Here is a 14,071-nt window from a genome sequence, read left to right as displayed (position 1 = left end):
GTGACCCGGACCCCGAGGCGCGCCGGTAACCGGGGCGTACGGTGTTCTCGACAGACAGGCGGCCTGGGGCGACACTTGTGCGGCCCACAGGCCCTAGAGGAAGGTGTCCGCGTGTACCGCCGCAGAATCGGCTTCTGGTACCGCTTCGCAGCGGTCTTGTGCAAACCGCCGCTGCTGGTTCTGATCAAGCGGGACTGGCGTGGAATGGAGAACATTCCGGCTGAGGGCGGATTCATCACCGCGGTGAACCACAATTCCCACGTGGACCCCTTCGCGTACGCGCACTACCAGTACAACACCGGACGTGTTCCGCGATTCCTGGCGAAGTCCGGGCTTTTCAAGAAGGGCTTCGTGGGCGCCGCCATGCGCGGCACCGGACAGATCCCCGTCTACCGCGAGAGCACCGACGCGCTGAGCGCCTTCCGCGCCGCGATCGACGCCGTGGAGCGGGGCGAATGCGTCGCCTTCTACCCCGAGGGCACCCTGACACGTGACCCCGACGGCTGGCCGATGACCGGCAAGACCGGCGCCGCGCGGGTCGCCCTGCAGACCAAGTGCCCGGTGATCCCGGTCGCCCAGTGGGGCGCCAACGAACTGCTGCCGCCGTACGCCAAGAAGCCCGACGTCCTTCCCCGCAAGACGCACCACGTGCTCGCGGGACCGCCCGTCGACCTGTCGCGCTTCTACGACAAGGAGATGAGCCCCGACCTCCTCAAGGAGGCCACCGAGGTGATCATGGCCGCCGTCACCGCGCAGCTCGAGCAGATCCGCGGGGAGAAGGCGCCCGCGACCCGCTACGACCCGCGCGAGGCGCGCATCCAGCAGCGCCGCAGGGCCGCAACACAGTCGAAGACCCAAGCGGAAGAAGGGCAGGGCGCGTGAGCGAGCCGGTCAAGGCGGCCGTCTTCGGAACCGGATCGTGGGGCACGGCCTTCGGCATGGTGCTGGCCGACGCCGGCTGCGACGTCACCCTGTGGGGGCGCCGCGCCGACCTCGCCGACGCGGTCAACTCCACCCGGACCAACCCCGACTACCTGCCGGGCGTCGAACTCCCCGGCAACCTGCGCGCCACCACGGACGCCGCCGAGGCGGCGAGCGGCGCGGACTTCACCGTGCTCGCCGTGCCCTCGCAGACGCTGCGCGCGAACCTCGCCGACTGGGCGCCGCTGCTCGCCCCCGACACCGTCCTGGTCTCCCTGATGAAGGGCGTCGAACTCGGCTCCGCGATGCGGATGAGCGAGGTCGTCGAGGACGTCGCCAAGGTCGGCCAGGACCGGATCGCCGTGGTCACCGGGCCCAATCTGGCGCGGGAGATCGCCGCCCGGATGCCGGCCGCCGCCGTGGTCGCCTGCCGCTCCGAGGCCGTCGCCCAGCGCCTCCAGACCGTCTGCCACACCCCGTACTTCCGCCCGTACACCAACACCGACGTCGTCGGCTGCGAGCTCGGCGGCGCGGTGAAGAACGTGATCGGGCTCGCCGTCGGCATCGCGGACGGGATGGGTCTCGGCGACAACGCCAAGGGCTCCCTGATCACCCGCGGGCTCGCCGAGACCACCCGGCTCGGGCTCGCCATGGGCGCCGACCCGCTGACGTTCTCCGGCCTCGCGGGCCTCGGCGACCTCGTCGCCACCTGCTCCTCGCCGCTGTCGCGCAACCACACCTTCGGCACCAACCTCGGCAAGGGCATGACCCTCCAGCAGACCATCGCGGTCACCAAGCAGACCGCCGAGGGCGTCAAGTCCTGCGAGTCCGTGCTCGATCTGGCGCGCCGCTACGGCGTCGACATGCCCATCACGGAGACGGTCGTGGGCATCGTCCACGAGGGCAAGTCGCCCGTGCTCGCGGTCAAGGAGCTGATGGGCCGCAGCGCCAAGCCGGAACGCCGCTGAACCCACCGGCCGTACGGCTGCCCGAGAATCCGGCTACAGGGCTGCCCGCGCCCCCGGCCGTACGACTGACCGTGTTCCCGGTCGTACGGTCGCCCGGTCCGCCGTCGTACGGCCGCCGGGTCCGCCGTCGTACGGAATGTGCCGCGCCGTTCGCCCGGGGCGGGCCGCCGGTCCCGCCGTCGCGACGCTGCGCTACCGCGGGTGCGACGCTCAGCGACGGCGGCCGGACGGAGCCGGACGATGCCGGGCCGAGGCCGCCGTGGGGCGCTGACGCACCGCCTACCAACGGGTACTCTCAACCCGATATGAGCACCGAGAACCTCTCCCAGAGCCCCGAGCAGCCGCCTCGCAAGCCGCGCGTGGCCGTCGTCTTCGGCGGCCGCAGCTCCGAACACGGGATCTCCGTGGTCACGGCCGGCGCCGTCCTGCGCGCCATCGACCGTACGAAGTACGACGTCCTGCCGATCGGCATCGCACGGGACGGCCGCTGGATGCTCACCGCGGACGAGCCGGAGCGGATGGCGATCGTCGACCGGCGGCAGCCGGACGTCGACCAGCTCGCCGAGTCCACCGAGGGCGGCGTGGTGCTCCCCGTCGACCCGTCCAACCGCGAAGTCGTCTACAGCGAGCCCGGTTCGGTGCCCAAGGCGCTGGGCGAGGTCGACGTCGTCTTCCCGGTGCTGCACGGCCCGTACGGCGAGGACGGCACCCTCCAGGGCCTGCTGGAACTCTCCGGGGTCCCCTACGTCGGCGCGGGCGTCCTCGCCTCGGCCGTCGGCCAGGACAAGGAGTACATGAAGCGGGTCTTCACCTCGTTCGGGCTCAAGGTGGGCCCCTACCTGGTGGTCCGGCCGCGCGAGTGGGAGCGCGACCAGGCCGGCGCCCGCCGCCGGATCGCCGACTTCGCGGGCGAGCACGGCTGGCCGCTCTTCATCAAGCCCGCGCGCGCGGGATCCTCGTTCGGCATCACGAAGGTCGACTCCTTCGAGGGCCTGGACGAGGCGATCGAGGAGGCCAGGCGCCACGACCCGAAGGTCATCGTGGAGGCGCTGCTGCGCGGCCGCGAGATCGAGTGCGGGGTCCTGGAGTTCGAGGACGGGCCGCGCGCGAGCGTGCCCGCCGAGATCCCGCCGGTGCAGTCCCACGACTTCTACGACTTCGAGGCGAAGTACATCGACTCCGCCCCCGGGATCGTGCCCGCGCCGCTCACCGAGGAGCAGACGGCCGAGGTGCGGCGGCTGGCCGTCGACGCCTTCGAGGCGGTCTCGTGCGAGGGACTCGTCCGCGCGGACTTCTTCCTCACCGAGGACGGCGAGTTCGTGATCAACGAGGTCAACACCCTGCCGGGCTTCACGCCGATCTCCATGTACCCGCGGATGTGGCAGGAGAGCGGGGTCAGCTACCCCGAGCTCGTCGACCTGCTGGTGCAGGCGGCCCTGCGCCGCTCGACCGGCCTGCGCTAGCGCCGCCGTACACGGAGAAGCACTGGCGCCACCGCACACGGAGAAGTTCTAGTCGGCGATCCCTTCGGGGATCGCCTTCTTCACGGGCTTCGCGAAGTCGACGAGCGCGCCGGCACCGCCCTGCTTCGCGTGCTCCTCGCTGATCCGCACTTCGACGTAGGCCCGGCGCAGACTCGTGGTGAAGACGTACGAGCCGTCGTCCTCCTCCTGCACCAGCCAGCCCACGCCGTTCACCTCGGTGGTGTCGGCGCCGGTGTCGAGCATCTCGGCGGGCTGTCCGACACCGCAGCGCAGTATGATCGCGCTGCCTCCCCAGCCCGCCGTCAGCGCGGACCGGGGCTCGGGATCCCTCCGTTCGAGACCGTCCACCTTCTCCGGCAGGACCTTGTCCAGGTCCTGGCACAGCTTGGTGACCGTCGCGTCCGGCTCGGGAACCGCGGCCTCGGTGCTGTCGTCTGCTGAGGAGCAGCCCGTGGCGGCGATCAGCAGGGCGACCACGGGCAGCCCGAACAAAGTGGTGTGCCGGTAACGGAAGACGTTCACCGGCTCAGGGTAGACGGGGGCTACAGGTGCACGACCGGGCAGGTCAGGGTGCGAGTGATGCCGTCCACTTGCTGGACCTTCGCGACCACCATGCGGCCGAGTTCGTCGACCGTGTCGGCCTGCGCGCGCACGATCACGTCGTACGGTCCTGTCACATCCTCGGCCTGGATCACCCCAGGGAGCTTGCTGATCGTCTCGGCGACGGTCGACGCCTTGCCGACCTCCGTCTGGATCAGGATGTACGCCTGTACCACGGAACCTCCAGGGCGGCCACGAGGATCATGTGGGGAAAAGGAACGCCACGGTATCGCGTCGCCGCTCGCCACGGGGAGACCCGCGGAGGCGGTGGCTTGCGCGCCGGAGTGCACGTACCGCACAAGTTGACGGTCGACTCGACCGTACCGAGGACAGAGACGGCTCGCGACCGGACACCGGCCGCGGCAGAGGGAGCAGCGCGACGATGAAGGGCACCGTGGGCGAGTTGGGGGAGTTCGGGCTCATCAGGGAGCTCACGTCGCGGCTCACCACCACCCCGGCGGTGCGGGTGGGGCCGGGCGACGACGCCGCGGTGGTCGCCGCACCCGACCGCAGGGTCGTGGCGAGCACCGACATTCTCGTCGAGGGACGGCACTTCCGCCGTGACTGGTCCACGGCGTACGACGTGGGCCGCAAGGCCGCCGCGCAGAACCTCGCGGACATCGCCGCGATGGGCGCCGTGCCGACCGCGCTGCTGCTCGGCCTGGTCGTCCCGGCCGAACTGCCCGCCACCTGGCCGACCGAGCTGATGGACGGGCTGCGCGACGAGTGCCAGGTCGCGGGCGCGGCCGTGGTCGGCGGCGACGTCGTACGCGGTGACGGCATCACCGTGGCGATCACCGCGCTCGGCGATCTGCGCAACAGCGAGCCCGTGACCAGGGGCGGGGCGCAGCCCGGTGACGTGGTCGCGGTGACCGGCTGGCTCGGCTGGTCGGCGGCCGGGTTCGCCGTCCTCTCGCGCGGGTTCCGCTCGCCGCGGGCCTTCGTCGAGGCGCACCGCCGCCCGGAACCGCCGTACCACGCGGGCCCCGCGGCCGCCGGGCTCGGCGCGACCTCGATGACCGACGTCAGCGACGGGCTGATCGCCGACCTCGGGCACATCGCCGAGGCCAGCAAGGTGCGCATCGACGTGCGCTCCGGGGACATCGACATCCCCTCCCAGATGAACGACATCGGACAGGCCGTCGGCGTCGACCCGATCCAGTGGGTGCTCAGCGGCGGCGAGGACCACGCGATCGTGGCGACCTTCCCGCCGGACGTGAAGCTGCCCGCCCGCTGGAAGGTGATCGGCGAGGTGCTGAACCCGTCGGCGCTGCCGCAGGTCACGGTCGACGGAGCGCCCTGGACCAGCAAGGGCGGCTGGGATCATTTCGGGGACATAGAGTCCTGACGGTTTTTACACGGCGATGGTGACCGGTCCGGCGGGCCCGGCGGCCCGGCGGACCGCGCGGACGGTGGCCGACCGGGCCGGCACCGGTCATGGGCACGGTTGCGGGCGAGCAGGTTCCCGACCCGGCGCAGCTCGGCGGCACGGCCCACGAAGCTGGTGAGCTGGGCCGGCGGGCGCCGCTCCGCGCCCGGCCCGGAGCCGGTGCCCCGCAACAGCTCGACGTGCAGCGCGGACAGCTCGGCCGACGGGTCCGCCCCGAGCTCGTCCGCGAGGGCGCGCCGCGCCTCCTCGTACACCGTGAGGGCCTCGGCGGTCCGCCCGCCCGCGTGCAGGGCCCGCATCAGCTGCCCGTACAGCCGCTCGCCGAGCGGCCGCGCCGCGAGCAGCGCCCGCAGCTCCGCCACGAGCTCCGGGCCGCCGCCGAGCGCGAGATCCGCGTCCACGCGGTCCTGTACGGCGGTCAGCCGCAGCTCGTCGAGCCGGGCGAGGCGGGGGTGCGCGTCCGGCAGATCGGTGAGGGCCGGGCCGCGCCACAGGGCGAGCGCCTCCCGCAGCAGCGCCGCGGCCTCCGGGTGCTCGCCCCGGATCAGGGCCGTGTGCCCGTCGCGGGCCAGCCGCTCGAAGCGGTGGGCGTCGACGGAGTCCGCGGGGACGGCGAGGCGGTAGCCGGTCGGGGTCGCCGCTATCTCCGCGTGCGGGGCGAGGCGCCGGCGCAGCCGGGAGATCTGGGACTGAAGGGCGTTGGCGGCTCCGGCGGGCGGCCGGTCGCCGTACAGCCCGGCGGTGAGCCGGTCCGTCGGGACGGCGTGCCCGGCGTCCAGGAGCAGCAGTGTCAGCAGGGCACGGGGGCGCGGTCCGCCGGGGTCCAGCGGAGTGCCGTCCGCGGTGCGGATGTCCAGGGGTCCGAGAATGCCGAAGCGCACCCGGCCGATACTGGCAGTCGGCGGAGACGGCCGCCGAGGCCTGTGGACAACGCCTTCCGCAGGCCGGCTAAACCTGTGGAAAACGGCTTCGGCGACTTGTGGACAACGCCTTCCGCAGCCCGGTGGGACGGCGGCGGGCCGTCCGGAGACAGCAAAAAGCCGGTCCACTGTGAGTGGACCGGCTCAGAGCAGCGAACCAGCAGTGGCCGCGTCTGATGGGGTTCCCTTCCCGGCCTGGGCCGGGACAACAGGGAATGGCGTCAGCGCGAGACCTTGCCGGCCTTGATGCACGAGGTGCAAGCGTTCACGCGCTTCGGCGTCCCGCCGACCACGGTACGGACGCGCTGGATGTTCGGGTTCCAGCGACGGGACGTACGGCGGTGCGAGTGCGAGATGTTGTTGCCGAAGCCCGGCCCCTTGCCGCAGACGTCGCAGTTGGCAGCCACGGGTCACTCCAAAGACTTCAGATGCTCTTACGGGTTGATCCCGGCATGCCGGGATCAAGATCTAGGATCTGAGTGGCGGTGCCAGGGGGAAGGCCCGATCGGATCGGGCAACCGGAGCAGCATACAACGACTGCGTCCGTACAACGAAACTACCATGACGGCCCGGCGGCCCGCCGCCGAGCCCGCCGCGGCCCTCTGCCGACGGGGCCCCGGCCTGGGTCTACGCTGCGGTCCCACGTCCAGCAGCTCGAGGAGGCACAGGTGCCGCAGGTGCCGCAGATATTGGACGCATCCGCGGTGCGGACCTGGTGCGGTCTCGCTCTCGGGGCGCTCGGGCGGGCGCGCGAGGAGATCGACGCCATCAACGTCTATCCGGTGGCCGACGGGGACACCGGGACGAACCTCTATCTGACGGTGGAATCGGCGGTCACGGCGGTCGAGGCGGTCTTCGCCGGACACGGCGCGATGCCCGATAACGTCACGGCGCCGGGACGGCCCACGCTCGCCGAGGTGTCGCGGGCGATGGCGCACGGGGCGCTGATCGGCGCGCGGGGGAACTCGGGGACGATCCTCGCCCAGCTCCTGCGCGGCATGGCGCAGGTGCTCGCCGCCGGGGGTGACACCTCTCACACCGACGGGCCGGGGCTGCGGCTCGCGCTGCGGCACGCCGCCGACGCCGCACGGCAGGCCGTCGCGCACCCCGTCGAGGGCACGGTGCTCACCGTCGCCGCCGCGGCGGCCGACGCCGCGGACGGGGTCGAGGGCGACTGCGGCGAGGTGGCCCGCGCGGCGTACGAGGGCGCCCGGTCCGCGCTCGCCGCGACGCCCCGGCAATTGGCCGTGCTGGAGCGGGCGGGTGTGGTCGACGCGGGCGGCCGGGGCCTGGTCGCGGTTCTCGCGGCCCTGGTGGAGACGCTGACCGGGCACGCGCGCGTGGACCACGGCACGGGTGGCACCGCCCACGCGCGCGTGCGGCACGAGCAGGACGGCGCCCTCGCACGCGTGGCCGCCGACGCGGGAGCGCGGCCCGGGGAGTGCGGGGACGGGGCGGCCGCCGGGGACGGCCCCGCGTTCGAGGTGATCTATCTGCTGGAGGCGGAGGACGAGGCCGTGGCACGGCTGCGGACCCGCCTCGACGGGCTGGGGGACTCCCTCGTGGTGGTCGGCGGGGACGGCCTGTGGAACGTCCACGTGCACGTCGACGACGCCGGCGCCGCCGTCGAGGCGGGCGTCGAGGCGGGACGGCCGTACCGGATCCGGATCACGCACTTCGGGGCCGGGGACGTCCACACGGGCGGGGCCGGGCGTCCGCCGCGCGAGCGGGCCCAGCGGGCCGTCGTCGCGGTCGTCCCCGGGGAGGGCCTGGCCGGGCTGTACACCGAGGCCGGGGCGACCACCGTGCTCGCGCGGCCCGGGGAGCCGCCCGCGAGCGGCGAGCTGGTCGAGGCGGTACGGCGGGCCCACGCGCGCGAGGTGGTGCTGCTGCCGAACGACGCGGAGCTGCGGCACACCGCGGCCGCGGCCGCCGAGCAGGCCCGCACGGAGGGCGTCCGGGTCGCGCTGATCCCGACCAGGTCCGCCGTGCAGGGCATCGCCGCGCTCGCCGTGCACGAACCCGACCGCCGCTTCGACGAGGACGTCGTCGCCATGACCTCCGCGGCGGGCGCCACCCGGTACGCCGAACTGACCGTCGCGGAGCGCCAGTCCTGGACCATGGCGGGCATCTGCCAGGCCGGGGACGTGCTCGGCCTCATCGACGGCGACGTCGCGGTCATCGGCTCGGACGTCACGGCCACCGCCGAGACCGTCCTGGACCGGATGCTCTCCGCCGGCGGCGAGATGGTCACCCTGGTCCTGGGCGACGACGCGTCCGACACGATCGCCGCCCACCTCGAAGCACGGGTCCGTGAGTCCTATCTGGCGGTGGACACGGTCGTCTACCGGGGCGGACGGCAGGGGGCGCTGCTGCTGATCGGGGTGGAGTGACGGGACGACGCCGTCGTCCCCGACACCGCCCGTCACTCGTCCCCGACACCGCCCGTCACTCGTGCCCGACACCCCTGGGAGGGGCGTTCCCGGCCGGGTGTTCCTAGTTCACCCGGCTGTCGTCCGCCGCCCGCCGCTCCATCAGCCGCAGCAGCTGTCCGGCCTCCGCGCGGCGGTTCTCCGCGGTTTCGCCCGTCGCACCGTCGTACGCGGAGAGCACCCCACGCGCGCGTGCCGATGCCGCGTCGGGACGGTCGAGGTCGGCCTCCAGCCAGGCCGCCGACAGCTCGGCGCCGGTACGGCCGTCGAGGGCGGCGTCCCCGAGAGGGGTGAAGACGGCGATCGCCCGGGTGGCGTGGTCCAGCGCCTCCTCGCGCGCGGCCCGCATCGGCTCCGGTTCCGTGTCGTCGGAGACGGACTGGCCGATCAGGTTCGCGAACTGGCGGTGGGTGTGGCCGAGTTCGTCCGCCAGCCCGTCCCGGACCTCCGCGTCGCCCTCCCCGTCGAGCGCCTGCTCGCACACGCGCACCGCCTCCGCCATGAGCTGCCGGCCACGGTCGCGCCCCGCGTCCTCCTGGCGCACAGCGATCCAGGCGCCCGCGCGCAGTGAGCGGATCAGACCGGGGACGTTGCCCAGTTCGCGCCAGAGCTCGCCGGCGCGGACGTACGCCTGCTCGGCCTGGGCGGAGAGCCCGGCGCGGCCGAGTGACTCGGCGGCGAGGTGGGCGAGCATCGCGTGGTCGTCCTGCTCGGGCCAGTGCCGGGCGATCTCGGCGGCCTGGAGCCGGCGCTCGGCGGCCTCCCGGTGCTCACCGAGCTCGCCGAGGCAGTCGCCGAGCCACCACAGGGTCTGCACGACCGCCCCGTCACCGTGCGTCTGTGGCGTCAGGTCGGGCAGCGCGGACTCCAGCACCTCCGCCGTCTCCGCCCAGCGCCCCTGGCGCAGCAGGAAGCCGCCGAGCCGGTGCCGCGCCCAGGCGCCGAGCGTGGTCCCCTCGCCGGCCTCGTCCGCCCAGTGCGCCGCGTCCAGGGCCTGCTCGGCCGCCTCGGCGAAGCCTCCGGTGGCGGCCAGCGTGTCGGCCAGCTGCAACCGCAGCTGGGCCTGCCCGACGGGCTCCAGATACGGGCCGCCGTGCTCCAGCGCGGCCCGTACCGCGCGCTCCGCCGTCTCCGCGTCGCCGAGGTGCCGGGCGATCTGGGCGAGCCGGGACTGGTACTGCACGGCGAACCAGGGCAGTCCGGCCGCCGTGAACGCCTCCGACGCCTGCGCGAACAGTCCGGCCGCCGTCTCCGCGTCCCCGCGGTGCGCGGCCAGCTCCGCGAGCATCGCCCGCGCCTCGGCGGCCCGCGCGGCGAGCCGTACGTCGCCGGTGTGCGGCTCGGCCAGGCCGAGCAGCTCCGTGACGGCCGCCTCGGCGTCCGCCTGGACGTACGCGGCGTCGTGCGCGTCCGGGCCGTCCCCGGTGCCGGACGCGTTTCCGGCACGCTCCTGTGTCCCGGCGTTCCCGGCGGTGCGCCGAGGCCCGGCGTCCGTCACGGTCCCCGCCTCGGCGTCCGCCTGGACGTGCGCGGCGTCGTGCGCGTCCGGGCCGTCCCCGGTGCCGGACGCGTTTCCGGCACGCTCCTGTGTCCCGGCGTTCCCGGCGGTGCGCCGAGGCCCGGCGTCCGTCACGGTCCCCGCCTCGGCGTCCGCCTGGACACGCGCGGCGTCGGGCGCGGACGGTTCGTCACCGGCGCCGGACGCCTCCCCGGGGTGCTCCTGCGGCCCGGCGCCCCCGGCGGTCTCCGCCGCCTCGTCGGAAGTCCCGTCCGCCGTCTCGTGCACGCGCTGCATCAGGATCCGGGCCCGGGCCACCAGCACGGACGCCGTCTGGCGCACCCCCGTGCCGTCCGCGGCGAGGAGGGCGAGCGCCTCCTCGTACGGCTGCCGGACGGCGGCCAGGGCCGCGCCGGTCCCCTCGGACTCCGCGCGTGCGTACGCTCCACGCGCGCGTGCCGCGAGGGCCTCCCCGGGGTCGCCCGCCTCCGCGTACCAGCGGGCGGCGCGTTCGAAGAGCGCGGCACCCTCGGCGCCGCCGAGGACCATGGCCTCGTGGTCCGCGATCTCCGCGCGGTCGTGGGCGGCCAGCTCCCGGCCGTCCGCCGCGCGGGCCACCGCCGCCCACGCCTCGGGCGCGTCGGCGGCCATCGACTCCGACAGCTGCCGCGCCCTGGCCAGCAGCGCGGGCAGCTCCGCCTCGGCCGCTCCCTCGGCCCCGCCCGGCGCCGCGGCCGACTCCTGAGCCACGGGCGGCTTCGGGGCGGCCACAGGACGCGTCGTGCGGGTTCTGACGCCCAGGGGCAGCCGGTCCACCAGCGGCTGCCGGTCCATCCGGGCCCGGGTGCGGTCCCCGACGTACGAGGTGCCGTTGCGCTCGTCGAAGCGCGCGGCCAGCGACAGCGCCTCCTCGCGCGCGTGGAGGGCGAGTTCGCGGGCGGTCCAGACCCGGCCGGCCGGTCCCGGCACCGTCTGCCCACCGAGCCCCAGCCCGGTCAGGCGGTCCATCAGCAGGGCCACGACGGCCAGGAACTCGAGCTTGCTGCGCGGCTCCCCGGAGTCCGTGAAATAGGCGGGCCGCTCGGCCAGCAGCTCCAGGGCACGCGCCTCGTTGCCGGTCAGCGCGCAGAACTCGACGTGGTCCGCGTACGCGTCGCGCATGCTCTCCATGGGGCGCACCAGCCGGAAGCCGCGCAGATGACAGGCGCGCGCCTCGTCGAGGCGGCCGAGCCGCAGCAGCGGGAGCAGCGCGGACGCCAGCACCGTGTGCGGTTCGTGGGCGCAGGTGTACTCGCCCTCCAGGACCGGCCGCCACAGCTCCAGCGCTTCCGCGTCCGACTGCCGCTCGGTCTGCCACCAGCCCTGGTCGTGCAGCTCGCAGGCGTGGCAGTCGGCCATGCTGTCCCGGTCTGCGGCCAGCCACGCCTCGTACGCGCGTCCGGCGCGCGCCAGGTCCCCGATGTGGTGGGCCACGCTGAACTCGGCGCTGCGCACAGCCCGTTCGGAGTGACCGGCCAGACGGTAGCGGCGCTCCATCTCGCCGAGCCACTTCTCTATGGAGGCCAGCGGGATGTGGGGCTGGCCGAGCATGCCCGCCGACATCCACTTGAAGACCCAGTGCAGCGTATGGATCTCGTACTCGTCGAAGTCCTCGGGGCGCTCGTCCCACATGCGCAGCAGGCGCGCGAAGGGGACGAACATCTTGTCCTTCTCGGAGCTGTAGTTGTAGACCTTCAGCTGGTGTCCGAGCGCCTCGATCACGGCGAGCGGGATGTCCAGCTTCTCGGCATCGGCGAGGAGCTGCTCCGCGCGCGCGTTGCGGGCGGGGCCCTCCGGCTGGTCGTAGTTCTCCGCCATCGCCCGGCGGAGCGAGTCGAAGTCGGTGATGGCGGTCATCGGCGGCCGTCCTCTTCGGTGGTGGGGTGGGTGGCCCATTCGAGGAGGCCGATGAACGCCCGGTTGAGGAGCGCGGAGTCCGCGGGCCGCAGTGGCCGCTGCGCCATCAGCAGGGCCTGCCCGTACAGGGACTCCGTGGCCGTGCCGATCAGCTCCGGGTCGCTGAGCGAACTGATGCGGCGGATCAGCGGGTTGAGGTGGTTGAGCACCAGCCGCGCGCGCGGGGCGCTGCCCCGCAGCGAGCCCAGGATGCCCGCCCACAGGTCGTCGGCCTGCTCCTCGGCCTCCGCGCGGGCCTGCTCGTGCCGGGCCGCCCGGTCGTCCAGGTGCAGCGCGGGCACGGACAGCGGGTGGAAGGCGCGCAGCACCACGTCGCACCCCAGGGCGTCGAGCCTGGCGCGAGCGGCCCCAAGGAAGGCCGACAGCGCCAGCTCCTCGGCCGGGTCCACCGTGTCGAGGTGCGCCGTGACGGTGTCCGCGTCCAGCTCGGCGACGACCGTGCCGGGGCGCACCGAGGGCAGTGCCTCGACGAGCTCGCTGTCGTAGGTGTAGCCGCCGTTCACGACGCCGACGCCCTGCGCCGACGCGATGGGCGCGACCTGCCGGTACTCCTCCACGGTGCGGGTGAAGTGCACCACCGGGTGGCGCTGCGCGAACTCCTCCAGGGACAGCCGCCCGTCGGTGGTCTCGAAGGGCAGCCACGGCAGCATCGTGCGCAGCATCTCGGTGTCGTGCCTGGCCAGCGACTTCACGCCCAGGTAGTGCACCGACAGGAAGGCCGCCAGCCGCTCCGGATCGCCCGCGGCGAGCCCGGTCAGCCAGGACCGGATCCGCTCGCCCAGCGCTTCCCGTACGGCGGCCAGGGTCTCGTCCTCGTACAGCGACTCCCGGGACGCGGTGGGCCGCAGGCTGTCGGTGTCCAGGACGCAGCGCACGAAGAACGCCCAGTCCGGGAGGAGCTGTTCGGCCCGCTCGGTCAGCAGCATGCCCTTGAGGTGGACGCGGTGCCCGGCCCGCTGCGCGGGGCTGACCGACGACGGCAGCACGTACGCGACCCCGCGGATCCCGGCGAGCGGCACGTCCAGGTCGATCGAGTCCAGCGGCGCGAAGCCGAACAGGTCCTGGCAGTGCCGCGCCAGGGCCACCCGGCGCGCCGCCGGGCCCGGGTACGCGCGGTCCCAGGGCGCGGGCAGATCGGTGATCGCCTCGTCGCCCACCCGGACGTCGTACGGCAGCAGCGAGCCGAAGTCCCGGGCCAGGGACGTCACCCGCTCCTCGGTGAGCCACTCGCCCGCACCGGCGCGCGCCACCAGGTGGACGGTGGTGCCGGGTTCGCGGCGGGCCTCCTGCGGCAGCGTCCGTACGGTGTACGAACCGTCGTCGGTCGCGGTCCACTCCACGGGCGGCGCGTCGGGCGTGCGCGCGCTGCGGCTGACGACCCGGATCCGCTCGGCGACGACGAAACAGGCCAGCAGCCCGATGCCGAACTGGCCGAGGAAACCGGAGCGCGCGGACTCCAGGCCCTCGCCCCGTTTGGAGCTGCGGCCGATGGTCGCCAGGAGGTTGTGCACGTCCGACTCGGTGAGCCCCACGCCGGAGTCCTCCACGCGCAGGGCGCCCGGCGCGCCGCTTTCCACGGTCAGCCGGACGGTGGCCGGCGCGTCCGGGTCCTCCGCGCGCCGCGCGGTGATGGCGTCCACCGCGTTCTGGAGCAGTTCGCGCAGGTAGACACGGGGACTGGAGTACAGGTGATGGGAGAGCAGGTCCACCAGACCGCGCAGGTCGACCTGGAAGGTGTGAGGTGACTCGGAGGCCGGATTCGTCCGAGACGCCTGGGACGGCTGGGAAGGCTGTGAAGTCGAGGAGTCCATCGTCGCTGCGCCGGTGGGGGGACGGGCGACGGCGCGGGGTCGGGCGGTCCCGGCGGACGGTGACCGCGAACAGGAGGTGGCGCGTCATCCT

10 protein-coding genes and 1 pseudogene are annotated in these 14,071 nt (G+C 73.8%); 5 read left to right on the top strand and 6 right to left on the bottom strand.

The genetic code is table 11. The features are described from left to right. Positions 1 to 111 precede the first annotated feature (111 nt). The 3 genes from ACFV6E_RS19875 (at position 112) to ACFV6E_RS19865 (ending at position 3,352) form a co-directional block, all read left to right on the top strand. Positions 112 to 882, top strand: a complete 771-nt coding sequence (locus ACFV6E_RS19875; RefSeq protein ID WP_385463103.1) for a lysophospholipid acyltransferase family protein — start codon at positions 112 to 114, stop codon at positions 880 to 882. Next, positions 879 to 1,889 (top strand): NAD(P)H-dependent glycerol-3-phosphate dehydrogenase, encoded by a 1,011-nt coding sequence (locus ACFV6E_RS19870; RefSeq protein ID WP_385463100.1) that lies wholly within the window; start codon positions 879 to 881, stop codon positions 1,887 to 1,889. Before ACFV6E_RS19875 ends, ACFV6E_RS19870 begins: the two co-directional genes overlap by 4 nt. 305 nt (positions 1,890 to 2,194) lie before the next feature. Beyond that, a complete protein-coding gene (locus tag ACFV6E_RS19865) occupies positions 2,195 to 3,352 on the top strand; it encodes a D-alanine--D-alanine ligase family protein (RefSeq protein ID WP_385170031.1) in 1,158 nt (385 codons plus the stop codon). Positions 3,353 to 3,400: 48 nt separating this feature from the next. Here the strand turns inward: ACFV6E_RS19865 and ACFV6E_RS19860 are convergent, their stop codons facing one another. Further along, entirely contained in the window at positions 3,401 to 3,895 is a 495-nt protein-coding gene (locus ACFV6E_RS19860; protein ID WP_385170034.1) for a DUF3515 domain-containing protein, read from the bottom strand. Between the two features lie 20 nt (positions 3,896 to 3,915). Continuing rightward, complete coding sequence (locus ACFV6E_RS19855) at positions 3,916 to 4,149, bottom strand: Lrp/AsnC family transcriptional regulator (protein ID WP_030612688.1); 234 nt, start codon at positions 4,147 to 4,149, stop codon at positions 3,916 to 3,918. Between the two features lie 206 nt (positions 4,150 to 4,355). Here ACFV6E_RS19855 and ACFV6E_RS19850 point away from each other — a divergent pair, with 206 nt between their 5' ends. Further along, the gene (locus ACFV6E_RS19850; protein WP_385170036.1) at positions 4,356 to 5,321 is read left to right on the top strand and encodes a thiamine-phosphate kinase; all 966 of its coding nucleotides are present in this window, start codon (positions 4,356 to 4,358) and stop codon (positions 5,319 to 5,321) included. 104 nt (positions 5,322 to 5,425) lie between these two features. On the opposite strand, the pseudogene ACFV6E_RS19845 reads toward ACFV6E_RS19850, so the two are convergent. Beyond that, positions 5,426 to 6,244: pseudogene (locus ACFV6E_RS19845) on the bottom strand (BTAD domain-containing putative transcriptional regulator); the annotation flags it as partial. A gap of 260 nt (positions 6,245 to 6,504) precedes the next feature. Beyond that, positions 6,505 to 6,690 (bottom strand): 50S ribosomal protein L28, encoded by a 186-nt coding sequence (gene rpmB / locus ACFV6E_RS19840; protein WP_003993230.1) that lies wholly within the window; start codon positions 6,688 to 6,690, stop codon positions 6,505 to 6,507. 261 nt (positions 6,691 to 6,951) lie between these two features. Here rpmB and ACFV6E_RS19835 point away from each other — a divergent pair, with 261 nt between their 5' ends. Next, positions 6,952 to 8,676 carry a DAK2 domain-containing protein gene (locus ACFV6E_RS19835; RefSeq protein ID WP_385463097.1) on the top strand — a complete coding sequence of 575 codons (1,725 nt, stop codon included), beginning with the start codon at positions 6,952 to 6,954 and terminating at the stop codon, positions 8,674 to 8,676. 103 nt (positions 8,677 to 8,779) lie between these two features. Here the strand turns inward: ACFV6E_RS19835 and ACFV6E_RS19830 are convergent, their stop codons facing one another. After that, positions 8,780 to 12,109 (bottom strand): tetratricopeptide repeat protein, encoded by a 3,330-nt coding sequence (locus ACFV6E_RS19830; protein WP_385463094.1) that lies wholly within the window; start codon positions 12,107 to 12,109, stop codon positions 8,780 to 8,782. After that, positions 12,106 to 13,980, bottom strand: coding sequence for an HSP90 family protein (locus ACFV6E_RS19825; RefSeq protein WP_385170050.1), 1,875 nt, complete (start codon positions 13,978 to 13,980; stop codon positions 12,106 to 12,108). Before ACFV6E_RS19825 ends, ACFV6E_RS19830 begins: the two co-directional genes overlap by 4 nt. Positions 13,981 to 14,071 lie beyond the last annotated feature (91 nt).

This window comes from Streptomyces sp. NPDC059785 (genome assembly GCF_042732375.1).
In the GTDB taxonomy this organism is placed as follows: Bacteria; Actinomycetota; Actinomycetes; order Streptomycetales; family Streptomycetaceae; genus Streptomyces.
The sequence above is the reverse complement of the archived record's forward strand: the minus strand, read 5'-3'. Positions and strand labels throughout refer to the sequence as shown.

Bases quoted from the DNA above. Each gene is read 5' to 3' on its own strand.
- ACFV6E_RS19850 (WP_385170036.1), top strand. From the start codon at position 4,356: ATGAAGGGCACCGTGGGCGAGTTGGGGGAGTTCGGGCTCATCAGGGAG.
- ACFV6E_RS19830 (WP_385463094.1), bottom strand. From the start codon at position 12,109: ATGACCGCCATCACCGACTTCGACTCGCTCCGCCGGGCGATGGCGGAG.
- ACFV6E_RS19865 (WP_385170031.1), top strand. From the start codon at position 2,195: ATGAGCACCGAGAACCTCTCCCAGAGCCCCGAGCAGCCGCCTCGCAAG.
- ACFV6E_RS19825 (WP_385170050.1), bottom strand. From the start codon at position 13,980: ATGGACTCCTCGACTTCACAGCCTTCCCAGCCGTCCCAGGCGTCTCGG.